Origin of the sequence: Corynebacterium heidelbergense, assembly GCF_028609845.1 — a bacterium.
GTDB lineage: Bacteria > Actinomycetota > Actinomycetes > Mycobacteriales > Mycobacteriaceae > Corynebacterium > Corynebacterium heidelbergense.
The window spans coordinates 1767494-1790664 of sequence record NZ_CP063191.1; the positions used below are offsets into that span (position 1 = coordinate 1767494).

Sequence of the window (23171 nt, forward strand, 5' to 3'; positions counted from 1 at the left end):
GTGCCCGCACCGAATCCCGCAGATGCCCGCGCTCTGCTGACCCCGACGTCCGCCGGGAGCTCCACCCGCGGTGAGCATCGGCCCTCCCCCGGCGCGAAAACCGCTGCGACAAGCCCCCGCCGCTGGCGGGTCATTTTGGCCGTGTTGGCCCTGGTGACCGGTACAACCCGGCTCATGCGACTCGGCCGCCCCACGGACGCGGGCACCCCCGTGTTCGACGAGAAGCACTATGTCCCCCAGTCCTGGCAGATGCTGCGTAGCTGGGACAACTGGCTGATCGGCGGGATCGAGGACAACCCCGGTTTCGGTTTGGTGGTCCACCCGCCCTTGGGCAAGCAACTGGAAGCGACGGGGATGGCGCTGTTTGGCTACACCCCCACGGGCTGGCGCATCGCCTCGGCAGTGGTGGGCATCGGCGTGGTCATCCTCACCGCCGCCCTGGCACGACGGATCAGTCGCTCCGACTTCGTTGGCCTGTTGGCCGGGATCTTCGCCGCCAGCGAGGGGATCCTGTTCGTCACCGGCCGCTCGGGGATGCTGGACCACTTCCAGGTCCTCTTTGTCGTGGGAGCCGCTTACTTGTTGGTCCGAGATCACGAGCAGATGAATCGGCGCATGGCCCGCGTTCGGGAGCAGGGGCGCATCCGGCTCTATCCCGCCGGGCCCCGCCTGGGCTACCGCTGGTGGCGGTTCGCGGCCGGTGTTGCGCTCGGCCTCGCCCTATCCGTGAAGTGGTCCGGCCTCTATTACATCGCCTTTTTCGGCGTGGCCTGTGTCGCCGCAGATGCGTGGCGCCGGCGGCGCTTTGGCGTCCGCAGGCCGGTGGTCGGGGCGCTGGCCTTCGATGCTTGCCCCGCTCTTGTTGCCCTCGTGGGGCTTCCCGCCGGGGTCTACGTCTTTTCGTTCCGGGCCTGGTTCGCCTCCGAATCGGGGGTCTTCCGCCACGCCGCCGAATCGGATGCCTATCCCCAACTGGCCGGGTGGAAACTGTCCTTTCTTCCCGATAGCGTGCAGAGCTTCCTCTATTATCACGCCAGCGTGCTGAAGTTCCACAGCGAGCTCACCAATTCCAACGGCCACTATCACAACTGGGAATCAAAGCCGTGGTCGTGGCTGGCCTCTACCCGTTCCCTGATGTACTACAACCCCAAGTCGGACGGCGGCATCCATCACGTGGTGTTGTTGGTGGGCACCCCGGCCGTGTGGTGGCCGTGCGTCCCCGCGTTGCTGTGGGCATTGTGGTGCCTAATTATTCGTCACGACGCCAGGTTCACCGCGCCCCTCGTCGGCTTCGCGGCCGGGTTCCTTCCGTGGCTACTAAATCTCGATCGCCAGATGTACTTGTTCTACGCGGTGAATCTCTCCCCCTTCGTCGTAATCCTGTTGGCTTTGACGATGGGGCAGGTGGTCAACTGGCGGCTGCCCGTGACGAGCCACAGGCGCTGGATCGCAGCGCTGCAATCCCACGCCGGCATTGCCGTGGTGGTGGGTTATAGCGCCTTGGTGGTGTGGAACTTCTTGTTCTTCCTGCCGATGTACACAGCCATGCCGTTGGACTCGTGGGGCTGGCAGTCCCGGATGTGGCTGCCTAGCTGGTCCTAGTGCGATCCCTCCCCCACGTCGGGGACGTCCGCGGACTGGGTGTGGCGGCGGTAATCGGCCGGGCTGAAGCTCACGGGCCGCGCTGCCAGCGCCCGCCAGGTCTGGCTCAACGTGGATCCCAGCGGGGCCCTGGCGCGCAGCCGCGTCAACCAACAGGCCGACAGTGCCAGCGCGGCGAGGAGGTGAATCAAGACCGTCCACACGGCGGAGGAAGCGCCATAGCCGGAGTCCAGCAGCCCCAGCACGATATCGCGGGTGGCAAAACCCGCGCCGAAGGCCCACATTCCCACGTACACCACGAGCAGGTGCCCAGCGGACTTCGGGCGCCACGCGGCCCACAGGCACCCGGCGGCCAGCGCGAAGCGGGCCGTTGCGGCTTCAATGACAAAGCGGGCGAGCGTCGGGTCCGCGGCATCGCCGTAGGGTCCGCCAGGCGAGTTGGTACTCAGCCCCGGGGCCGACCCGGCAGCCGGCCCACCGGCCAGCACTCCGTCGACCCCGGTGGTTGCGCTGAGCAGCGTGAGGACTCCCCAGGCCACGTAGCCCACAGCGACCAGCACGAGAAACAGTCGGGCTAACAGCAGCGGCAGTTGGCGGGTGCGCACACCGCTGTGGCTCAGCACCCCGTGCGTTGGGTCCGCCGGCGCTGATCCGGCGGTGTCCGGGGCGAAGCCGGTGAGTTGTTCGGCCAGATCGGCCGCGGACGTTTTTGGCCCCCCACTGTCAGCGGTGGCAACGCCCATCCGCAGGTGCCGTCCCAGCGCTGTCGCGGAGGCGTACCACGCTTGGCATTCGGCACATTGAGCCAGGTGGGCGTCCGCGATCTCCTCATCGTGGGGGCTGCGTTCGCCATCGAGGCGCGCAGAGAGCGTGGTACGCACGTCAGAACACTCCACGCTGAACAGCCCTGCCTTCACTAGTTCGGATCATTACCGCTTGGTTACCCGCCGGGGGGCTCAGCCACAGCCGGACGGGGCGCGGCGAACCCCTCCACGGTCGGCGGAGTCCTCCTGCTAGGAGAACCTCGATAGCGCCCTATCCAAACTAGCGCGCCCCGGCCCGAAAACCAGCACGACGATGAGCGCCGCAATGCACAGCAGGCCCAGCTCCATCCCACCATTGCGGGCGAACAGGCCGTGGTCGATATTCGCCACATACACGGCTGCGGCCAGAAAGAGAGCCATGAGGCCCGCCACGGCGGAAGTAAGTAGGCCCAACAGCAACAGGGCTCCGCCGACCATCTCCCAACCGGCCACTCCCCAAGCGCTCATTTGGGCCTTGGGGATGCCCAGGCGTTCGAACTGAGCGATGGTCCCGGTGGGCCCGTTCATGCCGGTGAGGAAGGCCTTGTCCCAGCCGTGGGCGATGAACACGACGCCCAGGACAACGCGCAGGATGAGCAGGGCGGCGTCCCGCACCGCAGGATGGTTCATAGGTATCTATCCCCCTAACAGTCCGGCTAAACGGCCCGCATGTGGGTACGGCCGACTGGCGCCGCCGCAGTGGCATCGAGGGCGGGTCCCTCCTCCACCTCCGGGCCGAAGAAGTCCGCGCCGTCCACGGCACGCAGGTGCTCGAACTCCGGGGCTTCCTCGTCCGTCTCCAGGATGACGGCCCCCGGGCGCAACAGCCGGTCGGGAACACCCAGATCCACGTCCTCCGTGTTGCGCACACCCAGCCGAGCCCGGCGCATCCGGGACAGACGGCGGTCCCTCAGCTGCGCTTCCTCAATGGCCTGCTTGCGCAAGTAGTAAAGGTACACCCCCGTGGCGCCCAGCATGGCCACGACCGCCAGCCACACCGAGCCGCCAATCCACAGCGCCAACCCGATAGACAGAACGGACAGCACCAGCAGGGCAGTGAGCACCTGCTTCCGGCGGCGCAGCCTGCGCTGCGCCAACACCTGCGAGGCGACCGGGTCGTAGACCCCGCGCCCACGGCGGCGCTCGATGTAGGCAATGTCTTCTTGGCTCAACTCCGAGGAGTGGGTGAAGAACTCCAGCTCGGTGGAAGCCCCGGCACCGGCAGCCGCTTCCTCCAGGGGAGTGAGCTCCGCATGCACGTCCACGCCGCGAACGTAGGCCTCGGAGACCGAGGCGAAACGCTGGCGCGGGCGGGCACCCGGCTCCTCCACCGCGTCCTCGCCGCTCTCAGCCTCGGGAGCCTCTCGGGATTCGCGGGTGATCTTGCTAGCGCGGACGGCGCGGGCACCCGAGTTGTTGAGCTCATCTGCCTCGCCGTCGTCCTCGGCCACGACCTCCCCGTCCAGGATCGCCAAGTCCCCCGCCTCGGTGGCCCCGGCATCCGCCAGGTCTGCGGCCTCCGCACCGTCGCGCCCGGAGGCAGCTTCGGCTACCGGAACTAGGTCCGTAGAGGGCTCTGCCACAGCTTCATTGCCGAGATCATCTCCGTGGCTATCCCCGGTCTCGGCAGCCTCCTGGCGCCGGTTGCTACTGCGCCGGGATCCCCCGAAGCGGGAGCGCCAACCGGCGCTGGTGTTGGTGGCGTCGTCAACAATGACATATTCGGGCTCGGCATCGACGAACTCGATGTCCTCATCCTCGTCCACATAGTGCCCCTCGGCGGGCAAGGGTCGACGGCGCCGACTGGCCAGCTCCGTCCCCCCCTCGTGCACCACCCGGGTCTCCGCCAGCGCAGGGGACGTCCGCCGCACCGGGGACTGTCGGCGCAGCAACAGCGGTGCGAGCAACAGCAGCCAAACGGCGGCGATGAGCAAAAGGGAACCGGACACGGCGAGCGGTCCTTCCTGCGGAGACGACGGGTGGTGGAGCGGGACGGTCGAGTTCGACGAACACGTACTTGACCCCCCAACCTAGTAGCGCCGCCACGCCGAGCGGAACTGCCACGCCGGAGGGCGCCCGCCTACCCCCGGATCAGCCGCCCCTCCTCCACCAAGCGGGCCACAACGCCCCCGCCGTGGGCCAGGCCGGTCTCCTCCGCGGTCTGCGCCACCAGGAGGTGATCCTGCCAGCGGCCGTTGATGTGAAGATTGCGCTGCAGCCTGCCCTCCACCCGGAAGCCGGTTCGCTCCAGCACCCTGCGAGAGGCGTGATTGCCCTCCATCACTGTGGCCTCCACCCGGTGCAACCCCACCTGGCCCACCGCGTGATCCGTGCCGAGCGCCACCGCCGCCGTAGCCACGCCTGCACCCCCCACGGCGGAATACACCCAGTAGCCAATCCAGCAGCTACTCACCACCCCGTGCTGGATGTTCCCCAGCGTCAACTGGCCCGCAAAGCGCCCGTCGACTTCGATCACCGCTGGGATCAGGGCCCCGCGCACCGCCGTCGCCCGCAGCGACGCACACATCCGCCGCCAGGTCGGCGGCGAGTGAAACTCCGCCCAATCCCCCGCCACCGTCGGCTCCACGGGACGCAGCCGCTCCATGTCCCCCCGCCGCAGCGCGCACCAGGCCCCGCCGTCCGAACGGCGCAAGGGGCGCAGGCGCACTCGAAACCCAGGCCCCTGCGCCGGGCGGGTGTGCACCACCGGAGTAGAAATCGGCCAACCCGGGTGGGCAGCCCCGGACAACAACGCGGCGAGCATCACGCAGCCTCTCCCATCGGGTCAGCCTCCCATGGGCTAAGTCCGGTTGGTCAGGAACATCACGTCCACAACGTGACCGGGTTCCACGTGGGTCTCGTCCGTCGGCACGATGATCAGGCAGTTTGCCTGCCCGTGGCTGCCCAATAGGTGCGTCGGCTCCCCCCGGTCGGCGGCGCCCAGAGGATCCACGAGAAACTCCCGGGTCTCCCTATCCCGCATGAGCTGGCCCCGAATGAAGCCTCGGCGGTGCGGGGCGGACTCGATACTGGCGATCGTCCGGGCCTGCACGATGCGGCGGGTGGCCTGGCGCTGCCCGCGAATGATCTGGACCAGCGGGCGCACCATGACCTCGAAGGCGACCAGCGCTGCGGAGGGGTTGGGTGGCAACAGGAACGTGGGGATCTTGTCCGGGCCCAGCGTACCGAACCCCATGACGGAACCCGGGTGCATCGCGACCCGGGTGATCTCCATTCCGCCGAGCTCGTCGAGCACCTCCCGCAGACGGTCGCTGGCCTGCCCGCCCACAGCCCCGGCGATAACCACCACCTCCGAGCGGATCAGTTGCCCCTCGATCGTGTCTTTCAACCGCCGGGACTCCCCAGCCATGATGCCCAGCCGGTGCACATCGGCGCCCGCCTCCCGCCCGGCAGCGGCCAGGGCGTAGGAATTGACGTCAAACACCTGGCCCAGCCCGGGCTCCCGGTCGATGTCCACAAGCTCTGCACCGAAGGCGAGCACGGACATCCGCGGCCGCGGGTAAACCAGCACTTTGGAACGGCCCACCGCCGCCAACAACCCCACTTGCGCCGCACCGATCACCGCGCCCTGCTCCACCACCACGTCCCCCGGCTGCACGTCCGAGCCCTTGCGGTGTACGAAATCCCCCGGCGCGACCGGCCGCAGCGGGGCGACGTGTCGACCGTGCACCTCGGCCCAGTCCATGGGGACCAGGGCGTCCGCCAGCGTGGGGATCGGGGCACCCGTGTACACCCGCACGGCCTGTCGGGGCTGCAAGCGGACGGGCCGGTGGGAGCCGGCGGTCACCTCCCCCACGATGGGCAGCGTCATGGCCGGGCCACGGCGACGCGGCCCATCGGGGCGTTCCTCCCCCACTTCACCGGGTTCCCCGTCGATCTCCTCGGGGTCCTGTAGAGACGCCCCGTCATCGGCGTCCTGAAGAACATCGTGGGCATAATCAGTGTCCCGCAGATCCCGCAGGCCCCGCAGATCCACGGCGCGCACGGCGAACCCGTCGATCGCGGCCTGATCAAAACCGGGAACGGACCGGGTTCCCTCCACCTGCTCAGCGCAGCGCAGCCCCAGTGCCTCGGAGATCGCGATGCGCACGGGCTCGGGAGTCACCGCAGCGGCGCTGATCACCGATAGCTGTTCTTCCACAGATCTCATGGGTACGCGCGGGTCCTTCCCCTCTCAGGTGGCGGCCTGCACTCCCGGCGGTACGGCAAAAAGGGGCCGGCGGCGGAAAGCAGTTACGTGCTTTCGAGTGTGCCTTGTCCGGCCCCTGTTACGCGGGCTGCCACGCCGGGTGGGCGGGGGTTAGTTCTCCTGGAAGGTTTCTTCGAAGCTGTCCAGGGCGTTTTCTTCGGCGACCCGCTTGTTCAACCAGCGGTGCAGGGAGGGGCCGTAGGTGTCGTCGCGCAGGGCGAAGTCCACGCAGGCGCGGATGTAGCCGCCGGGGTTGCCCAAGTCGTGGCGGGCGCCGTGGTGGACGACGATGTGGACGGGGTGGCCCTGTTGGATGAGGGATTCGATGGCGTCCGTGATCTGGATCTCCCCGCCCTTGCCCGGCTTGGTGTTGCGCAGCGCGTCGAAAATCTGGCGACCCAGCAGGTAGCGCCCGGTGGCCACGAAGTTGGAGGGGGCATCCTTCACGTCCGGCTTCTCCACCATTGCCTTGACCTGCTTGACGTCCGGGTCATCGGAGGGCTCGATGTCGAACACGCCGTACTTGGACACGTCCTCCGGATCCACTTCGAAGGCACACAGCACGGATCCGCCGTACTGCTTGCGCACCTCGATCATCTTGTCCAGCACGCCGAAGGGCATGACCAGGTCATCCGGGAGGAGCACAGCAACGGCCTCTTCGTCATCGTCGAGGACCTGCTCGGACAGGCCGATGGCGTGTCCCAGGCCCAGGGGGCGTTCCTGTTCGACGGCGACGGCGTCGATGAGGCCGTCCACGGCGCGAACGCGGTCGAGCTGTTCGGTCTTGCCGCGCTCGGCAAGGGTCTCCTCCAGCTCGGGGTGCTTGTCGAAGTGACCCATGATGCCGGTCTTCTTGGGAGCGGTGATGATGGCCAGGCGAGTGGCGCCGGCGGCGGCGGCTTCCTTGGCGATGAGCTCAATGCCCGGGGTTTCCACCACTGGCAGCAGCTCCTTGGGGACGGTCTTGGTGGCCGGCAGGAAGCGCGTGCCCAGCCCGGCTGCTGGCACCACAACGGTGCGGACGTGGCCCGGCTGCGATGGTGCGTTCGTGGAGTCGTTGGAAGTCATGGGGTGAATGCTACCGTCTGGCGGGGTTGCGGCGGGGTGATTCGCTGCCGGGTGGGCGGGCGGTGAGGGGGGTATGGGGTTGGACGCCAATAGCGGCGCAGCGGGCCTGAGCTGCATAATTGATTGCGGGAATCGTTAGCTAGTGTGATGGCAGTCACACCCGTGCGCAAGTGTGACTGCACTGCGCCGAGAGGAGGACTCGTGGAAGAGACTGTGAGCGAGTCGACGAACGGAGACACTGCTATGGCTGAGCGGCACGATGCCATTGCCGAAGACAAGCGCCGTCTACGAACCAAGATCCGGCGGGCCCGTCGGCGCTTGAACCCCGAGGCTCGCCGCGTACGGGATGGTGAGATTCAGTGCAGGATGCTCGCCCATCTGGCCGAAACGATGGAAGGGGCCGGGTCGAGTGGCGCCGCCGGTTCGCTACAGCTAGCCACGGTGTTGGCGTTCGCGCCGATGGAGGGAGAGCCGGGCGGCACTGCGCTGCCCCAGGTGCTTTCCAGCGCCGGGTATCAAGTCCTGCTGCCGCGGATCGACGAGCGGACCCTCGAGCCGACGCTGCTGTGGGTACCGTTTCGGGGGCCGGGGGACCTGGCCTGCAACCGCCTGGGCATCCCGGAACCCCAGGGCCAGCCGGTGCCCGACTGGCGGGCGACAGACGTCGCGGCGGCGATCGTCCCTGCGCTGGCGATTGATGGCGAGGGGATTCGACTAGGCCAGGGCGGCGGGTTCTACGACCGGGTCTTCGCCAGCTCCGCGGGCGCGCGGCCCTATGTGATCGGGCTTGTCGGCTCTGACGAGCTCGTGGACGAGGTGCCCTCCACCTGCTGGGATATGCGCGTGGATGCGGCGGTCACGCCAGCGGGGGTGCAGCGCTTCGGGAAGTAGCATTCCCGGGAGCCGTGCCCGGCAGCACCCGCTCCCCTACTGCCAATGCGGCGGTCGCTGCTCGCGCCAGTAGGTAGCGTCGAAGTGTTCGGCGTCCTCGGCAATCATGCTCTCCGCGGCAGAATCCAACACCTCCCGGTTGTCGTCGAGGGACCCACGATCCGCCGCACTTGCACTCGACATCGCCCTGCCCGGCGCGGCACTCCGCGTGCGCTGGGCGGCCCGCTGGCCGTTAGTGTGCGGCTTGTCCGAGCCAAGCTGCCCCGTCACCCGGCGGGGCCGCCTCCCCCCGAAAGGACCGGTCTGGGCCTGTTCGTCCCCTGCCATTAGGAACTCATTTCGTCCAGAACGTGCCGAACCAGCGGACACAGAGTCGCCATTCCGTCTCGGATGGCGCCGCGGGACCCGGCCAGATTCACCACGACCGTGGAACCGGATACTCCCGCTACCCCTCGGGACAGGGCGGCGTCCATGCTGTTCGCGGACAGTCCCGACGAGCGGATGGCCTCCGCGATGCCGGGGATCTTGCGGTCCAGAAGGGTCCGCGTGGCCTCCGGGGCGCGATCCCGGGATCCCATCCCGGTTCCGCCGATCGTGACCACCAGGTCCGCTCCCCCCACCACTGCGGTCTCGATGGCGTTCCGGATGATGGACTTTCGTGATTCCACGGTGAGTACGGCGTCCACGATGAAAGATTCCTCCGCCAACAGCTCGGCGACGAGATCGCCGGAGGCCTGCGGATCGGAGGGGTTATCGGAGATGAGGACGACGAGGGCGTGATGATCGGCGGAGGACCCAGCGTCGTGACGCACCCGCCGTTCCGCGTCGAGGGTGCGGAAGTGGGCTGCATCGGGCTCGACGACCTCGGCGGCCAGGCGGTCGAGGTCAGAGTGGTCCACGTTGTCCACGCTGGGAATTGCAACTCGTTGGGAGGCGCTCTGGCCGGAACGGGGCGACACGGATTTGTCTCCTTGACCTGGTAAAACGTAGCTCACCAGAGCTATCGCGTCGGGGCGGGGGCGAAGCGCTGGTGAAGGACACTTTCACCGTATCCGCCCAACGGAGGGCTGTACAGACGAACGGGGTTTTTGGGGGCCTCTCCCCCAGGATCCGGCAGCTCACCCGGGGGTAGCAGGCAAGCTACTCCGAGCCGAGGGTGACGGAGACGTTCCGCTCCGGCCCGTCCTTGCCGTCGCGCACTACGAGGTTCACCACATCCCCAACCTGGTGGGAGCGAACGGCCGCGATGAGAGCCACCCCTGATTCGATGGGACGGCCATCCATCTTGACGACCACGTCACCCTTCTTCAACCCTGCCTTCTCTGCGGGGCTGCCGGGGTTCACTGCCGCGATCTCTGCCCCGCCGGCTGTGTCTGAGCGGCTCACCTGCGCACCGATGATGGCGTGGCCTGCCTTGCCGCTATCCATCAGCTGCTTGGCGATCCGCTGGGCTTGATTGACCGGAATGGCAAAACCCAACCCGATGGAGCCGGATTGCCCCTCTTGCCCCAGGGTGGCGATGACCGTCGGGATCCCCACGAGTTCACCGCGCATATTAACTAAGGCTCCCCCGGAGTTGCCGGGGTTGATCGCCGCATCGGTCTGCACTGCGTCGATGAGGGAGGCCTCACCGCCGCCTTCCCCGGTGGCCTGCACGGGGCGGTTCTTTGCGGAGACGATGCCCGTTGTCACCGTGGCGTTAAGACCCAGCGGTGAGCCAACGGCTACTACGCTCTCCCCGACCACCAGCGAATCGGAATTGCCCAGTGTCATGGGGGTAAGGTCCTTAGCGCCGACGGCCTTGATCACGGCAATATCGGTCTGCGGATCGGTGGCCACGAGCTTCGCCGGTAGGGTTCTCCCATCATTCAAGGTGACCCTAATATCACCGCGGCTGCCGGCGTCCCCAATAACGTGATTATTGGTCATGATCATGCCATCAGAGGTGAGGATGGAGCCGGAACCCTCGGCGCCGCCCCGCAGCCCAGAGGCCTGGATGGACACGACGCTGGGCAGCACCCGGCTGGAGACCTCCTCCACTGACCCGGCCTGCGGGGGGCGTTGATCGCCTGCGGGCAGCGGCCGATCGAAGGAGCTAGAGACGTTCTTCGTGCCCGCCGATTCCATCGCAAGGTTGGTTCCGACGGTCGCCAGTACGGCAGTCCCCGCCATGAGCAGCGCTACTACCGGGGTGGACCATCGCCGGGACTTGGGGGCACTGGGGGCCACACCCGCACCGGGATAGGGCTGGTTGGGCCCAGCTCCTCCTGCGCATCCGGGGTTACCGTAGGTGCCCGCCCCCGCTACCCCACCGGGGCCGACGGGCATGGAGGCGGTTTCTTGGATTCCGGGTTGGGGACCCCTGGGAGTGTTCGGCTGCCCGGCCGGAACCGAACCCCTGTGGGTGTTCTCATTGTGAGTTCCTGGACCCCAACTACCGCCGTGACCGTTGGCCATGTTCTCTTCGCTTCCTTTCCTCTTGCCCCGCTTCACCGAAATTCGCCCGGCTGCCGGGGAGCCCTGGCGTGGGCCACCCACGGCAGCGGAGGAATGCGTGAATGACGCACAAATCGAACTACGTAGTGAGTATGGGCGATCAACTTGGGGGTTTGCCACCAGAAGGGCTTGCCTTGTGCTGCGAGGTTACCGCCTCTTCTCTAGTCCCCACCCACCCCAAGATCCCCATCGCACACAGCAAATTCACAGTAAACGCTCACGGAGGCGCTCGTGGCGCACCGTCGGGGGCGCTCCTGTGCCCCCGAACGCGAAAGCCCCCACTGCTATCCCGTCCATTCACGTGGATGGGATAAGCAGCGGGGGCAAGAGGTCGGTCTCCTATTCGGAGCCGGTGGCCTAGTCCAGATCGATGAGGCCGAGCTTGGCGGCCTTGACCAGACGGCGGGGGATCTGCACCTCGCGGCCCTGGATCTTCACCGTCTGGAGGGCGACGTTATCGGCCTTCCACTGGGAACGGCGAGTGCGGGTGTTGGCGCGCGACATGCGGCGCTTGGGAACTGCCATTGTTCTCTACCCTCCTTACTTCTTCTTGCGACGGGAAACGGAGCCGTAACGGCGCTGGAACTTCTCGACTCGGCCAGCGGTGTCCATGACACGCTGCGCGCCGGTCCAGAAGGGGTGGGACTCGCTGGTGACGTCCACGACGATCAGCGGGTACTCGTTGCCATCTTCCCATTCCACGGTGCGCTGGGACGTCGCGGTGGAGCGGGTCAAAAAGGAGTGACCGGTGCTCGCGTCCTTGAACACCACTGGATGGTAATCCGGGTGGATATCCTTCTTCATATGTTCTGATCCCTCAGGTTGCTACAGCAGGTCGGTCCCCATCAACAGGGTGGGGTCGTGCCTGCGTTGGGTTCGGTTGTGTTTTGGAGGGACAACGCCAACAACCTGGCGCTCCCTCGGCACAACCGCTCACCTTATATCCTCCCCGCCCTCCACTGGAAATCGCTGGGTACCGCGCATGGAAGCAACGTCCGTGGGAGTGGGCCTCGAGCATGCGAAACACCGATTAGGTCCTCGGCGCAGGCTGAAGTAAGCTATCCAATCGCTGTTGTCTATGTAAACGTCATCGCTGGTCAGCGCAGCGCCCCGGCCCTCTCCCGGCCCGTCTAACCGCGGAGAACCACCGGTGCGGCACTCGCCTGCTGCCAGCGGAAGGAGAAAACCCATGTCGGCATATTGCCAGGTCACGGGTCGGAAACCGCAGTTCGGCAAGTCCGTTTCCCACTCGCACCGCCGCACGAGCCGCCGCTGGAACCCGAATATCCAGCGCCGGTCGTTCTACCTGCCCTCCGAAGGTCGCACGATCAAGCTGAACGTGTCCACCAAGGGCCTAAAGACCATCGACCGCGATGGCATCGAGGCTGTCGTGGCCAAGATCCGAGCCCGTGGGGAGAAGATCTAACAATGGCACGTAACGATATCCGCCCGATCATCAAGCTGAAGTCTACGGCTGGCACTGGCTACACCTACGTCACCCGCAAGAACAAGCGAAACAACCCGGATCGAATCACGCTGAAGAAGTTCGACCCGATCGTCCGCAAGCACGTCGAATTCCGCGAGGAGCGATAGATATGGCGAAGAAGTCCATGATCGCCAAGAACGAGCAGCGCAAGGAAATCGTCGCCCGCTATGCGGAGCGTCGCGCCGAGCTCAAGAAGATCATCTGCAATCCCAAGACGTCCGATGAGGACCGCATGGAGGCCCAGTGGGAGCTGAACCGTCAGCCCCGCGACGCTTCCCCCGTGCGTGTCCGTAACCGCGATGCTGCCGACGGCCGTCCGCGCGGCTACCTGCGCAAGTTCGGCCTCTCCCGCGTCCGCGTCCGCGAGATGGCGCACCGCGGTGAGCTGCCCGGCGTCCGTAAGTCCAGCTGGTAAGGGGAACTGTCACAAATGAAGCGCACCAACATGAAGAAGGCGCGGATGGAGCAGACCCGTCGCCCGAAGAAGAACCCGCTCAAGACTGAGGGGATCGAGACCGTCGACTACAAGAACTACGCCCTGCTGCGCAAGTTCATCTCCGACCGGGGCAAGATCCGCTCCCGTCGAGTCACCGGCTTGACCCCGCAACAGCAGCGTCAGGTCGCTACGGCGATTAAGAACGCCCGGGAAATGGCGCTGCTGCCGTTCCACAGCCGCTGATCCGGCTTTTCCGAACGACGATTACACAGACACACAAAACCCGCCCTTCCACTTGTGGAGGGCGGGTTTTGTGTCCTTTAGTTACCGTTTCACCAGCCGCTGGGCCTTCGATAACCACTGGTTTCCAGCTCTAGGCCCCTGCCCGATCCCCTACGTGGCAGGGAGCCCGGGGATGTGGTGGAGTTGTGAGGTACGAGCTCAGCCATCATCGGAGCACAGCACAATCAGGAGCACGATGAACCAACAGCCAAATCCCTACGGCAACTACGGGCCATCCGGACCCGGTCCAGTGCCGCCGACCTACGGCCATCACACGCAGAACCAGGGCCAGCCGACTCCATCTGTTCCGTCGGCGTACGGACCGCCCCATCCCCAGAGCTCTCCCTATCCGAGCAACAACCCTACGACCCTCGCGGGTCGTCCCGCCGGAGCTTGGATGCGCTTTCTGGCCTACGTGCTAGACACTGTCTTCATTGGGCTCGCGCAGTTCCCACTGGACAGTATCTTCCCCAAACTTGCACCCACTGAAGACTTCTCCTACAGGCTCGAGCGCGTTCAATCTCTGCGGGAATTCGGGGAGGTCCTCAGCGGGGCCGTCTCCATACCTAACGTCGTCATGTCCCAGGTGGTTGCCGTTGCTCTATGGCTGATTTACCGGACGCTGATGGAGCACCACTTCGGGGCCACCCTTGGCAAGATGTTTGCCAATCTGCGGGTGGTCTCCCGGAACTACCAGCACCCCAGCTATGGGCAGGCGCTCAAGCGGAATGCCTGGTTTGCCGCCACGCTGCCCCTCCTTATCTTTTTGCAGATCAGCGGCCCCCTAACGGGAATGGCAATCGTGGGTGCCGCCGGATTTGTCATCCAGGTCGCCTTGGGCATCAACATTGCCGCAAACCCCTACCGCCGCCATGTTTGCGATAGCTGGGCGGATAGCAGCGTGGTCAATAAGTAACCACCGAGCAGCCTCCGAGCTGCTTCCCCCTCCCGAAAGCGCGTGGAACGTTCCCCGAAGAGTGTGACTAACGTCCCAAGCGCACCGGCGCTCAGGTTCCTCTAAGGTAGTTAGACATGACATCCCCCGACAGCTCAGATGATTCCACCACCGTGAAAAACAACGAACGCCCCGCTGCTCCGCAGGCGGCCTCACCTGGCGACCACAACGAGGCCCCCAACGGTGAAGCCGGTCCCTCCAACGACTCTGCAACGGACTCCGGCAACCCGCAAGGCACCCAGCCCAACTATGGGGTGGATCCCGACGGACTCACCGAGAACTCCAGAGCTTAATCCGAAATAGTAGAATTCCATCCGGCCGCGCGACCACCCGGCCCCCCACCCGAGACGTAAGTGAAAGTGAGATGTAATGACGAACCCCTATGGTTCTGACACCCCAGACAACCCCTACGCCTCTTCCAACAACCCCGGCCAGTACCCCGGCTCCGCAGGAGGCTTCAACCCCGCGCAACAGCCAGGTGAAACCACCGGGCAGCCGTATGGCGCCTTCCCCAATGCCGAGGCCAACAACCAGCTCCAGGGAGGCCAAGCTGCAAGTGCGGGAATTCGCTTAGGGGCCTTTGTCATTGATGCTCTGCTCGTAGGAATCGTTGGCTTGCTGATCAGCATGCTGCTGCTCGGGGGCGACTTCATGGCCGCATTCCGGGCGGCCCAGAACGGGAACGACAACGCGGCAGCGGCTATACCCTCGTGGAAGTACGCTCTTGATTCCATTCTGGGTGTTGTGATCTGGTTCGCCTATCGCGTGGGAATGGAGACCGGAGCCGAGGGCACGTTGGGGAAGAAGATCCTCGGCCTGAAGGTCATCGGCGAGGATGGCGGCAAGCTGCCAGCCGGCCGCTCCTTTATCCGCAACATCTGGTACCTCATCGCTGCCCTCCCGTCCACAATCGCCTCCATCGCACAGATCGCCATCATGATCGTCCTTGGGGTCACTCTTTCCCGGGATGCGCGGCACCAGCATCAGCCCGACAAGTGGGCTAAGGCGCTCGTCGTCCGCAAGTAGCTAAGCACCACCGCAGTTTTCGGGCTGTGGAACTCCTGGGCTCGGACTCCCCCTTCCGGGCCCTTTTCTCATTCCAGCAAGGAACGCCAGTGACTAACTACCAAGCGGGCCAAGGTTCTGCCCACGAGCCGGAACCGAATTCAACCGAACACCTCGGCCCGATGCCTGCCCCTTACCCCACTTCAAACCCTCAGCCGGGGGATAACCTCAATCCCTACGGCCTCCCACAGCAACAGGAGGGCTTCCTCCCCACTGGGGAAGGACCCCGAGAGGCGACCCCACCACCGGCAAGTGCCTGGAGGAGATTCTGGGGCTTGTGTATCGATGGTCTCGTACAATTCGCCATCCTCGGTCTCTCCATACTGTGCGGAGTACTCGCTACCCCCGATCCAGACGGGCGGGATCCAGAGGACACTACGAGCCTCCTCCTCGTCATCGCCCCGATTTTCATTGCCTCGATTCTCGGGTTCCTGTTGTGGCTCCTGTACCGAGTGGGAATGGAAAGTCGCTTCGGAGCTTCCCTAGGGAAAATGGCGCTGGGTATGCGGGTGCAGCACCTAGAGGGGCGTCGACTAACTTTTGGAGAGGCTGCCAAACGCAACCTGTGGTTTACCTCCAGCTTCGCCAGCTTCATCCCCGGGGGTTCCCTTCTCCCGTTGATTCTGGAAATAGTCGCAGGAACCCAAATCAGCAGAGATCCCCGAGGGCAGCATTTCGCTGATCGATGGGCCGGAGCCATCGTCATCCGCAAGTAAACGATGCTCAACGTCCTCTCCGGCTTCGCCGTCGTGGTGCTCATCATTGCGCTGGGTTACCTCATCGGCAAACAGCGGCTCCTCGGGCCACACGCGGTCTATCCACTGAACATGTTCGTGTTCTGGATCGCGCTACCCGCGACTCTTGTTGAGTTCCTCAGCCGAACCGACGTAGCAGCCCTTTTCGGCCCAAACTTGGCCGTGGTAGCACTCAGTACCCTGTCCGCGGCGGCGATTGGGTACTGCGGTTCTCGGTGGATCGCCCGTCGGGCGACGAACGAAGCGCTGGTTGCGATGCTGGCTTGCGCCTACTGCAACGGCTCAAATCTGGGCATTCCGTTGGCAGCCCATCTGCTCAAGGATCCAACCCTCACTCTGCCTGTCATTCTCTTCCAGGTTGCCTTCTTCGGCCCACTTTCCGTTGTACTTCTGGACTTGACCACCCCCAGCGATGGCCGCGGCCCGGGAAGGCAGCGGGCGAAAACCGCTTCGGCTGGCAGGATCCTCCGTGACGTCCTGTTGGGAATCATCCGCAATCCATTGATCATCTCTGCAGCGACCGGCATCGCCATTGGTTTGATCGAACGGCAAACGACGTGGCATCTGCCGCACGTGCTCGCCGAGCCCGTACACATCATCGCCAGTGCAACTGTCGGGGTGGCCCTCATTGCTTTTGGTATGTCCATGGCGGAGGTACGGGTGTTAGCCGCCGGGGAGAGCCCCCGACGCAGCGTGTGGGCAGCGGCCTTCATCAAGGCGGTCGTGCATCCCCTTATCGCCTGGACCCTCGGGGCCGTTCTCTTTCACGCTGAGGGGAGCCTGCTGCTGGCGATGGTGGTGGTCGCCGCGCTTCCCACCGGGCAGAACGTCTTCACCTATGCCCAGCGCTTCACAGTGAATACCATCCTGGCCAGGGATACCGCAGTGGTCTCAACGGCGATGAGCATCCCAGCGATGACTGTGTTTGTCCTCCTGCTGAGCTAAAAAGAACCCGGCGAAGCTCATCTGGGCTGTGTATGTTCGGCCTCATGAGTGCTCCCGACAACCCCTACCTCTACCCCGACGGAGCCGGTGGCCCCGCTCGGCGGCCGACGAGCTATTGGGACAATCATTCCCCCGGAGATACCTACTTCATGGCGACGGGGCAGCCGTACCCGCGCCCGGGTGTTCCCCCCTACGGCCCCTCCCCCTATGGCGCAACGCCCTATCCGCCCACGGCCTACCCACCCGAACCGTATAGCGCTTCGGCGTACGGCCCCCAGGCCTACGACTCCTCTGGGTTGCCCATTCAGGCACCTGCCGACAGGCCGGTTTACGAGCCCAAATCGTACGTCGCTGCCGGACTACTGGCCCTTTTCTTCGGCCCCCTGGGCGTCCACAACTTCTATCTAGGCCACAAAAAACGCGGTTGCATGCAATTGGGACTCACCGTGTCTGGCTGGCTGACCATAATCCTCCTCATTGGCCTGCCGCTCCTCCTCGGTGTGGGCGTCTGGGCGTTCGCGGAGGCCATATTGTTGCTGACTAGATCTCGCGGCTATGACGTGGACGCCCATGGAGTACCGCTGATCTAGCGCGTCAGCAGCAAAGCGTCGCCTTGCCCGCCACCGCCGCACAGGGCCACACCCGCCTTGCCGGTGCCCCGGGATTCCAGCTCGTAGGCGGCGGCCACCACCAGACGCGCCCCGGAGCATCCGATGGGATGCCCCAGCGACAGGCCCCCACCGTGAATGTTGGTCTTCTCCAGGGGGTAATCCAGATCCTTAAGGGACTGGGCAACAACCGAGGCGAAGGCCTCGTTGATTTCCAGGAAGTCGAGAGCGCCAACCTCCCAGCCGGCCTTGGCCAGGGCTGCACTCAGGGCCTGGGAGGGCTGGGACAACAGCGAGGTGTCCGGGCCCGCAGTTTGCCCGTGCGCCCCGAGCGTTGCCAGGACGGTCAGCCCGTTGTCCTCGGCGTAGGACCGCTTCACCAGCACCACGGCCGCAGCCCCATCGGAAATCTGCGATGCAGAAGCGGCGGTAATGGTGCCGTCCTTCGAGAATGCGGGACGCAGCTTGGCCAGCCCCTCCGCCGTCGTCCCGGGACGGACGCCCTCGTCCTCGGAGACCGTCACCGTCTCCTTGCGCTTGCGCACCTCCACCGGAACGATCTGCTTGTCGAAGGTGCCATCCTGCATTGCCTTCTCCGCCAACTGATGGGAGCGCGCGGCGATGGCGTCCTGCTCCTCGCGGGTGATCCCCTTCTTCTTGTTCCCCTCATCCGTTTCCAGGCCCATGGAGGTCCCCTGGATAGCGTCGGACAGGCCATCCCGGTCCAGGGAGTCCTGCAGCTCCAAGCTGCCGAAACCCTTCCCGGCGCGCACACCCGCCGCCAGGTGGGGGGCGTTGCTCATGGACTCCTGGCCCCCGGCGACAACGACTTCCGCATCACCGACGGTGATCATTCGCGCGCCGCTGATGATGGCGTCCAGACCGGACAAACAGACCTTATTGACGGTCATGGCCGGCACGGTCATCGGCAACCCGGCAGCCACAGCGGCCTGCTTCGCCGGGTTTTGCCCCGCCGCCGCTTGCACGACCTGCCCCATGTAGACGTAATCGACATCCTCGGCGGCAACCTCCGCGCGCTTTAAGGCTGCCGTGATGACCGCGGCACCCAAGTCCACCGCAGACTTGCTGGCGAGTGAGCCGAGCATCCGGCCCTGGGCGGTACGTGCGGCGCCGACGATGACGATGTCCTCGGGGCTAGGGGTAGTGGTTGTGTCCGTAGTGCTCATAGTGGTGTTAACCAGGCCTTTCTGTTGATTTATTCCGCTGGGGTGAAGAGTTTGGGGGAGGTTGGTCGAGCGGGAGTTCGCCCTGCCCCGTCTAGTGGGCGAAGTGGCGCTCCCCGGTGAGGTACATCGTGACCCCCGCGCGGTTGGCGGCGTCCACAACCTCCGAATCCCGCACCGAACCGCCGGGCTGCACAACGGCCCGCACCCCCGCCGCACTGAGCACCTCGAAACCGTCGGCGAAGGGGAAGAAAGCATCGGAGGCCGCCACGGACCCCCGGGCCCGTTGCGTGTCGCCGCCCAGCGTGTTGGCGCGCTCCACGGCCAGCTTGGCGGAATCCACGCGGTTGACCTGCCCCATTCCCACTCCCACGGTGGCGTTGTCCTTCGCGAGCAGGATGGCATTGGACTTAACGGCCCGCACGGAGCGCCACGCGAACTCCAGCTCGGCCATCGTGGCTTCGTCCGCGGGCTCGCCGGCGGCAAGGGTCCAGTTGCGCGGGTCATCCCCCGGCGCGTCAATCGCGTCGCGCTGCTGCATCAGCAGGCCCCCGGAGATTTCCCGGGTTTCCGTGCCCACCGCGGTCGGCGCACCGGCGCGAAGGATCCGGATGTTCTTCTTCTGGCTGAGCATCTCCACGGCGCCATCCTCGTAATCCGGGGCGACAATGACCTCGGTGAAAACGTTGGCGACTTGCTCTGCCATTTCTTTACTGACGGGCCGGTTGACGGCGATGACCCCGCCATAGGCGGACATGGGGTCGCAGGCGTGCGCCGCGCGGTGGGCGGCCGCGATGGATTCCTCGCTCACGGCGATGCCGCAGGGGTTCGCGTGCTTGATAATGGCCACGGCGGGACGGGCGTGGTCCCACGCGGCGCGCCAGGCGGCATCCGCGTCCGTGTAGTTGTTGTAGCTCATTTCCTTGCCGTGGAGCTGCTCGGCCCCGGCCAGCCCAGCGGACTTCTGCCCAATGCCGTTCTGTCCGGCGCCGTCCTGCCCGCCCGGACGCGCGTACACCGCCGCAGCCTGATGCGGGTTCTCCCCGTAGCGCAGCGTCCTAGTTCGCTGGTAGACGTTGCCCACCCACTCCGGGAACTCGCTCCCCTGCCCATCGCCCTGGCTCTCGCTGACCTGATGGGTCAGCCACGTGGCCACGCCGACGTCGTAGGAGGCGGTGTGCTGGAAAGCCTTCATTGCCAGCTCCGTGCGCTGGGCCAGGGTGAACCCGCCGCCCGCTGCGGCCTGCAGGACCTCCCCATAAGCCCCCGGGTCCACGACCACGGCAACGGAGGCGTGATTCTTCGCCGCCGCGCGCACCATGGAGGGTCCCCCGATATCGATTTGCTCGACCGAATCGTCGTAGCTAGCCCCAGAGGCCACGGTCTCGGTGAACGGATACAGGTTCACCACCACCAGCTCGAAGGCCTCCACGTCCAGCTCCTCAAGCTGCCGCAGGTGGTCCTGCTTCCGGGTATCCGCGAGGATCCCGGCGTGCACCCTGGGGTGCAGCGTTTTGACTCGGCCCTCCAGCACCTCCGGGAATCCCGTGAGCTGCTCCACCTGCGTCACCGGCACCCCGGCGGCGGCGATGTGCTTCGCCGTGGATCCGGTGGAGACGATTGCCACCCCCGCCTCGGCGAGCCCGCGGGCCAGTTCCTCCAGGCCGGTTTTGTCGTAGACGCTGATGAGGGCGCGGCGCAGTGGCCTCCGGCTCGGGTCCTCGCTTGCGGCTGGGGCGGGGTTGGGGTGGTCAGCGGGAGGGTTTGGTGACATTGTCTGGGATCCGGGCCTTTCGTCCATCAAGGGTGATGCCGTGTTCCGCGATCGCTTGCAGGGTATGCACGAGCACCTCGCGTTCCACGGTTTTTATCCGTTCGTGCAGCACGTCCACTCTATCGGTTTCGAAGACGGGCACTGCTCGCTGAGCCAAGATTGGGCCGGTGTCCACGCCAGCGTCGATGAGGTGGACGGTGCTGCCGGTGACCTTGACGCCGTAGTCCAGCGCATCTGCGACAGCATGGGCGCCGGGAAAGGCCGGCAGCAGAGCGGGGTGGGTGTTGATGATGCGCCCGGCGTAATCGGCGAGAACCTCCGGGCCGAGGATCCGCATGAACCCCGCAGAAACAACAAGATCGGGGGCGAAGCGGCCCAGAGCTGTGCGGAGGTGCTGGTTCCATTCGCTGCGGTTCGTGGTGCCAGGCAGGTAGGGCACAACAAAGGTGGGGATACCTGCGGCCTCCGCGCGGTGCAGAGCGGGGCATTCCCGGTCGCTTCCCACGCCGCAGATCCGTACCGGGGCCTGTGTCGGCCCGTGGTGAGCGGGGTGGAAGTGGTCGATGAGGGCCTGCAGGAGGGTGCCGGAGCCGGAGGCCAACACCACCACCGACAGGGGTTCGCCCTCGCGCGGGCGCAGCGGTGGGAATTGGGGGCGGTGGGTGTCGGTCACGGTGTGGTGCCCTCCTCCTCATCCTCGGTGCTCTTTTTGCTTTGGGACGCCACCCCACCCGGCGCCGCCTCACCCGTCCCCTCCGGGGGTGTTTCGTCCTGCTCGCTGTCCGGGGTGGGGCTTTCTTCTGCGGTGTCCGATTCCTCCGCCGCGTCCGATTCCTCTGCCGCGCTCACCTGCTCGGAGTTGGGTTCTTCGGCGGGACTTTCCGCGGCGCTGTTGTTCCTGGCGTCGGCCTCCTCACTGTCGACCTCATCGACGTCTACCGCATCTTCGGCATCATCTGTGGTTTCGGAATCCTCGCCGGTCTCGGCGCCCTCGTCAGAGACGTTCTCGCCCCCGGTCTCAGCAGGCTCCTCCACGTCCTCCAGGACCCGCTGGCCGGTGCGGGAGAGATAGGCCATCAGCGCGACCCCCGGCAACAGCAGCCACGCCGCAGCCTCCAGGCCCGCCAACCAGGCCAGCGGCCCCGTCTGGCCGAACACGCCCAGCTCCCCGCCGGACAACCAGGCGATGCAGTACGACAAGAATCCCGCGAAAGCACCGGCACCCGCCGCAGTAGCTATCGGAGCCTCGATGAAGGACCGGTCGCGCAAAAACCGGTATAGCGTCCAAGCCGTGACCGCCGCCGGAATCGCCAACCACAGGGCCCCGCCCGGAATGTCGTGATTCGGGACTGCGGCCAGTACTGGCACCGAGGGCAAGTTCACGTTGTTCACACCGAACAGGGAGGCGGAACCGTTGCCCACCGAGAACTCCCCGCCGAGAAGCACCGCAATCGCACCGATGAGGATGTTCGGCAGGTACACCAGGCCCACGACCGTGAGCCCTACGACGGACAGGGTGGAGTCGGTGATCCCATAGGAGCGGGTCAACGCACCCAGGTTTCCCACCAGGATGGCCAGCGCTCCCAGAGCTCCCGCCGCGGCCATCCATTTCAGCCAGCTCGTCGCCAGGCGAAAAGACTCGACGGGCCAGGTTGGCAAGCCGCGGCGCAGCAGCAGAGCCCGCCAGATGCGCGAACGCATCCCCAAACCAACCGCCGCGCCATTGACCAAGAGGGCGGAGATGAGAGCCACGGCCAGGTTGGGGGCGGCGACGGGATACACCGAGCTGGCGTCCCAGATCATGAACCACGCAACAAGCGTGAGAAGCACTGGAATGGCCAAGGCCAACGCCGCGAAGGCCCGCAAGCCGCGGATGCTGATCGAATCCCCGAGGATCTTTGTAATCCGGCGCGAGTAGCCGTAGACCACGACCGCCGCGGGCAACATGGGGAGGAAACCCAGCTCGGCACCCTGCAACTTGATCGGGGCGAGGATGGTGGCCATCCACATCGAGCCGATCGCCGCAGGAACCACGCTGAAGCCACGGGAGATACCGATTATTACCGCGATGGCCGCGATGACCGCCAAGGTGACCCCGTGGTTGATGGCCAAGGGTGGGGCAAAACGCCGGACGTGCGGGCCCCACGTGGCCCACCACCGGCCCCGGCGGGTCTGTGGGGTGGACCGGGCGGGACCCGTCGAACGCACCCGGGGGTCCCGGGCAGGGGAGCTGCCGGCCGCAGCCGAGGTGGACTGCGGAAGGGGGAAGCGCTCCGGCTCGCCGGGCTGCGCAGGCCGGGAGGGGCGCTCGGCTTTTTTGGGTTCTTGCTGCTGGCGTTCCTCCCGCTCGCGGATCCTGCGCTGGGCGGCCTCGCGGGAGGCATGGCGATCGGCCATACGCTGGGCAGCGGAGCGGTTTGCCGAGCGCGTGCGCCCCGTTGCCGGTCGACGCGCGGACAGGCGGCGGGATCCAGGGCGGTTGGCGTTGGCGTCTCTACTCACCCCTCCCATTGTGCCCGTACGCCTGGTGCAGGCGGGCGACTGACTCGCCTCCCGGCTGCGGCCTGGAACTAGTGGGGAGACAACGATCACCTATCCCCGTTTGCTTGCG

General features: G+C 65.9%; 27 protein-coding genes. 12 read left to right on the forward strand and 15 right to left on the reverse strand.

Annotation, left to right across the window (positions count from 1 at the left end; all coding sequences use genetic code 11):
* Positions 1-1602, forward strand: coding sequence for a dolichyl-phosphate-mannose--protein mannosyltransferase (locus CHEID_RS07810; RefSeq protein WP_420536370.1), 1602 nt, complete (start codon positions 1-3; stop codon positions 1600-1602).
* On the opposite strand, the gene CHEID_RS07815 is transcribed toward CHEID_RS07810, so the two are convergent.
* From CHEID_RS07815 to CHEID_RS07840, 6 genes are all read right to left on the reverse strand, one after another.
* Positions 1599-2483, reverse strand: a complete 885-nt coding sequence (locus tag CHEID_RS07815) for a zf-HC2 domain-containing protein (RefSeq protein ID WP_238599386.1) — start codon at positions 2481-2483, stop codon at positions 1599-1601. The two genes, CHEID_RS07810 and CHEID_RS07815, sit on opposite strands and share 4 nt — an antisense overlap.
* A 132-nt stretch (positions 2484-2615) precedes the next feature.
* Positions 2616-3035: a DoxX family protein gene (locus tag CHEID_RS07820; protein ID WP_112770023.1), complete on the reverse strand. Its 420-nt coding sequence runs from the start codon at positions 3033-3035 to the stop codon at positions 2616-2618.
* Positions 3036-3061: 26 nt separating this feature from the next.
* On the reverse strand, positions 3062-4354 hold the full coding sequence (gene sepX / locus CHEID_RS07825) for a divisome protein SepX/GlpR (RefSeq protein WP_181645950.1): 1293 nt from the start codon (positions 4352-4354) through the stop codon (positions 3062-3064).
* A 131-nt stretch (positions 4355-4485) separates the two neighbouring features.
* The gene (locus CHEID_RS07830; RefSeq protein WP_112770024.1) at positions 4486-5169 is read right to left on the reverse strand and encodes a GNAT family N-acetyltransferase; all 684 of its coding nucleotides are present in this window, start codon (positions 5167-5169) and stop codon (positions 4486-4488) included.
* A gap of 36 nt (positions 5170-5205) precedes the next feature.
* Positions 5206-6576, reverse strand: coding sequence for a molybdotransferase-like divisome protein Glp (gene glp, locus CHEID_RS07835; protein WP_112770025.1), 1371 nt, complete (start codon positions 6574-6576; stop codon positions 5206-5208).
* A gap of 150 nt (positions 6577-6726) precedes the next feature.
* Complete coding sequence (locus CHEID_RS07840; RefSeq protein WP_112770026.1) at positions 6727-7683, reverse strand: UTP--glucose-1-phosphate uridylyltransferase; 957 nt, start codon at positions 7681-7683, stop codon at positions 6727-6729.
* A 243-nt stretch (positions 7684-7926) separates the two neighbouring features.
* On the opposite strand from CHEID_RS07840, the gene CHEID_RS07845 reads away from it, so the two are divergent.
* Positions 7927-8574, forward strand: a complete 648-nt coding sequence (locus CHEID_RS07845) for a 5-formyltetrahydrofolate cyclo-ligase (RefSeq protein ID WP_181645914.1) — start codon at positions 7927-7929, stop codon at positions 8572-8574.
* 36 nt (positions 8575-8610) lie between these two features.
* Here the strand turns inward: CHEID_RS07845 and CHEID_RS07850 are convergent, their stop codons facing one another.
* From CHEID_RS07850 to CHEID_RS07870, 5 genes are all read right to left on the reverse strand, one after another.
* Complete coding sequence (locus CHEID_RS07850; RefSeq protein ID WP_112769533.1) at positions 8611-8901, reverse strand: hypothetical protein; 291 nt, start codon at positions 8899-8901, stop codon at positions 8611-8613.
* Positions 8901-9533, reverse strand: coding sequence for a MogA/MoaB family molybdenum cofactor biosynthesis protein (locus CHEID_RS07855; RefSeq protein WP_112769532.1), 633 nt, complete (start codon positions 9531-9533; stop codon positions 8901-8903). The genes CHEID_RS07850 and CHEID_RS07855 overlap by 1 nt, the downstream gene beginning before the upstream one ends.
* Before the next feature lie 181 nt (positions 9534-9714).
* Positions 9715-10902 carry a S1C family serine protease gene (locus CHEID_RS07860; RefSeq protein ID WP_337956018.1) on the reverse strand — a complete coding sequence of 396 codons (1188 nt, stop codon included), beginning with the start codon at positions 10900-10902 and terminating at the stop codon, positions 9715-9717.
* A 525-nt stretch (positions 10903-11427) separates the two neighbouring features.
* Complete coding sequence (gene rpmF, locus CHEID_RS07865) at positions 11428-11595, reverse strand: 50S ribosomal protein L32 (RefSeq protein WP_112769530.1); 168 nt, start codon at positions 11593-11595, stop codon at positions 11428-11430.
* 15 nt (positions 11596-11610) lie between these two features.
* The gene (locus tag CHEID_RS07870; protein WP_112769529.1) at positions 11611-11874 is read right to left on the reverse strand and encodes a type B 50S ribosomal protein L31; all 264 of its coding nucleotides are present in this window, start codon (positions 11872-11874) and stop codon (positions 11611-11613) included.
* 385 nt (positions 11875-12259) lie between these two features.
* Here CHEID_RS07870 and rpmB point away from each other — a divergent pair, with 385 nt between their 5' ends.
* The 10 genes from rpmB to CHEID_RS07920 all read left to right on the forward strand — a co-directional run bounded on the left by rpmB (position 12260) and on the right by CHEID_RS07920 (position 17584).
* A complete protein-coding gene (rpmB, locus tag CHEID_RS07875) occupies positions 12260-12496 on the forward strand; it encodes a 50S ribosomal protein L28 (protein WP_112769528.1) in 237 nt (78 codons plus the stop codon).
* A 2-nt stretch (positions 12497-12498) separates the two neighbouring features.
* Entirely contained in the window at positions 12499-12663 is a 165-nt protein-coding gene (gene rpmG, locus CHEID_RS07880; RefSeq protein ID WP_010187624.1) for a 50S ribosomal protein L33, read from the forward strand.
* 2 nt (positions 12664-12665) lie between these two features.
* Positions 12666-12971, forward strand: coding sequence for a 30S ribosomal protein S14 (rpsN, locus tag CHEID_RS07885; RefSeq protein ID WP_112769527.1), 306 nt, complete (start codon positions 12666-12668; stop codon positions 12969-12971).
* A gap of 15 nt (positions 12972-12986) precedes the next feature.
* A complete protein-coding gene (gene rpsR, locus CHEID_RS07890; protein WP_112769526.1) occupies positions 12987-13235 on the forward strand; it encodes a 30S ribosomal protein S18 in 249 nt (82 codons plus the stop codon).
* 436 nt (positions 13236-13671) lie between these two features.
* A complete protein-coding gene (locus CHEID_RS07895; RefSeq protein WP_181645913.1) occupies positions 13672-14190 on the forward strand; it encodes an RDD family protein in 519 nt (172 codons plus the stop codon).
* 116 nt (positions 14191-14306) lie between these two features.
* A complete protein-coding gene (locus CHEID_RS07900) occupies positions 14307-14522 on the forward strand; it encodes a hypothetical protein (protein ID WP_112769524.1) in 216 nt (71 codons plus the stop codon).
* A 76-nt stretch (positions 14523-14598) separates the two neighbouring features.
* Positions 14599-15255, forward strand: coding sequence for an RDD family protein (locus CHEID_RS07905; protein ID WP_112769523.1), 657 nt, complete (start codon positions 14599-14601; stop codon positions 15253-15255).
* Between the two features lie 161 nt (positions 15256-15416).
* Positions 15417-16010 carry an RDD family protein gene (locus CHEID_RS07910; RefSeq protein ID WP_112769522.1) on the forward strand — a complete coding sequence of 198 codons (594 nt, stop codon included), beginning with the start codon at positions 15417-15419 and terminating at the stop codon, positions 16008-16010.
* 3 nt (positions 16011-16013) lie between these two features.
* Positions 16014-16994 (forward strand): AEC family transporter, encoded by a 981-nt coding sequence (locus CHEID_RS07915; RefSeq protein ID WP_112769521.1) that lies wholly within the window; start codon positions 16014-16016, stop codon positions 16992-16994.
* 44 nt (positions 16995-17038) lie between these two features.
* Complete coding sequence (locus CHEID_RS07920; RefSeq protein WP_238599322.1) at positions 17039-17584, forward strand: TM2 domain-containing protein; 546 nt, start codon at positions 17039-17041, stop codon at positions 17582-17584.
* Here the strand turns inward: CHEID_RS07920 and CHEID_RS07925 are convergent.
* From CHEID_RS07925 to CHEID_RS07940, 4 genes are all read right to left on the reverse strand, one after another.
* Positions 17581-18789 carry an acetyl-CoA C-acetyltransferase gene (locus CHEID_RS07925; RefSeq protein ID WP_112769520.1) on the reverse strand — a complete coding sequence of 403 codons (1209 nt, stop codon included), beginning with the start codon at positions 18787-18789 and terminating at the stop codon, positions 17581-17583. The genes CHEID_RS07920 and CHEID_RS07925 overlap by 4 nt on opposite strands.
* A 91-nt stretch (positions 18790-18880) precedes the next feature.
* A complete protein-coding gene (gene purH / locus CHEID_RS07930; RefSeq protein WP_112769519.1) occupies positions 18881-20560 on the reverse strand; it encodes a bifunctional phosphoribosylaminoimidazolecarboxamide formyltransferase/IMP cyclohydrolase in 1680 nt (559 codons plus the stop codon).
* The gene (gene purN / locus CHEID_RS07935) at positions 20538-21233 is read right to left on the reverse strand and encodes a phosphoribosylglycinamide formyltransferase (protein WP_420536371.1); all 696 of its coding nucleotides are present in this window, start codon (positions 21231-21233) and stop codon (positions 20538-20540) included. The genes purH and purN overlap by 23 nt, the downstream gene beginning before the upstream one ends.
* Positions 21230-23062, reverse strand: a complete 1833-nt coding sequence (locus tag CHEID_RS07940) for a cell division protein PerM (RefSeq protein WP_146743853.1) — start codon at positions 23060-23062, stop codon at positions 21230-21232. The genes purN and CHEID_RS07940 overlap by 4 nt, the downstream gene beginning before the upstream one ends.
* Positions 23063-23171 lie beyond the last annotated feature (109 nt).

Excerpts from the sequence above, each read along its gene's own strand:
- CHEID_RS07820 (WP_112770023.1), bottom strand. The coding sequence starts at position 3,035 with ATGAACCATCCTGCGGTGCGGGACGCCGCCCTGCTCATCCTGCGCGTT.
- CHEID_RS07830 (WP_112770024.1), bottom strand. The coding sequence starts at position 5,169 with ATGCTCGCCGCGTTGTTGTCCGGGGCTGCCCACCCGGGTTGGCCGATT.
- glp (WP_112770025.1), bottom strand. The coding sequence starts at position 6,576 with ATGAGATCTGTGGAAGAACAGCTATCGGTGATCAGCGCCGCTGCGGTG.
- CHEID_RS07840 (WP_112770026.1), bottom strand. The coding sequence starts at position 7,683 with ATGACTTCCAACGACTCCACGAACGCACCATCGCAGCCGGGCCACGTC.
- CHEID_RS07845 (WP_181645914.1), top strand. The coding sequence starts at position 7,927 with ATGGCTGAGCGGCACGATGCCATTGCCGAAGACAAGCGCCGTCTACGA.
- CHEID_RS07850 (WP_112769533.1), bottom strand. The coding sequence starts at position 8,901 with ATGGCAGGGGACGAACAGGCCCAGACCGGTCCTTTCGGGGGGAGGCGG.
- CHEID_RS07860 (WP_337956018.1), bottom strand. The coding sequence starts at position 10,902 with ATGCCCGTCGGCCCCGGTGGGGTAGCGGGGGCGGGCACCTACGGTAAC.
- rpmF (WP_112769530.1), bottom strand. The coding sequence starts at position 11,595 with ATGGCAGTTCCCAAGCGCCGCATGTCGCGCGCCAACACCCGCACTCGC.
- CHEID_RS07870 (WP_112769529.1), bottom strand. The coding sequence starts at position 11,874 with ATGAAGAAGGATATCCACCCGGATTACCATCCAGTGGTGTTCAAGGAC.
- rpmB (WP_112769528.1), top strand. The coding sequence starts at position 12,260 with ATGTCGGCATATTGCCAGGTCACGGGTCGGAAACCGCAGTTCGGCAAG.
- rpmG (WP_010187624.1), top strand. The coding sequence starts at position 12,499 with ATGGCACGTAACGATATCCGCCCGATCATCAAGCTGAAGTCTACGGCT.
- rpsN (WP_112769527.1), top strand. The coding sequence starts at position 12,666 with ATGGCGAAGAAGTCCATGATCGCCAAGAACGAGCAGCGCAAGGAAATC.
- rpsR (WP_112769526.1), top strand. The coding sequence starts at position 12,987 with ATGAAGCGCACCAACATGAAGAAGGCGCGGATGGAGCAGACCCGTCGC.
- CHEID_RS07895 (WP_181645913.1), top strand. The coding sequence starts at position 13,672 with ATGCGCTTTCTGGCCTACGTGCTAGACACTGTCTTCATTGGGCTCGCG.
- CHEID_RS07900 (WP_112769524.1), top strand. The coding sequence starts at position 14,307 with ATGACATCCCCCGACAGCTCAGATGATTCCACCACCGTGAAAAACAAC.
- CHEID_RS07905 (WP_112769523.1), top strand. The coding sequence starts at position 14,599 with ATGACGAACCCCTATGGTTCTGACACCCCAGACAACCCCTACGCCTCT.
- CHEID_RS07910 (WP_112769522.1), top strand. The coding sequence starts at position 15,417 with ATGCCTGCCCCTTACCCCACTTCAAACCCTCAGCCGGGGGATAACCTC.
- CHEID_RS07915 (WP_112769521.1), top strand. The coding sequence starts at position 16,014 with ATGCTCAACGTCCTCTCCGGCTTCGCCGTCGTGGTGCTCATCATTGCG.
- CHEID_RS07920 (WP_238599322.1), top strand. The coding sequence starts at position 17,039 with ATGAGTGCTCCCGACAACCCCTACCTCTACCCCGACGGAGCCGGTGGC.
- CHEID_RS07925 (WP_112769520.1), bottom strand. The coding sequence starts at position 18,789 with ATGAGCACTACGGACACAACCACTACCCCTAGCCCCGAGGACATCGTC.
- purH (WP_112769519.1), bottom strand. The coding sequence starts at position 20,560 with ATGTCACCAAACCCTCCCGCTGACCACCCCAACCCCGCCCCAGCCGCA.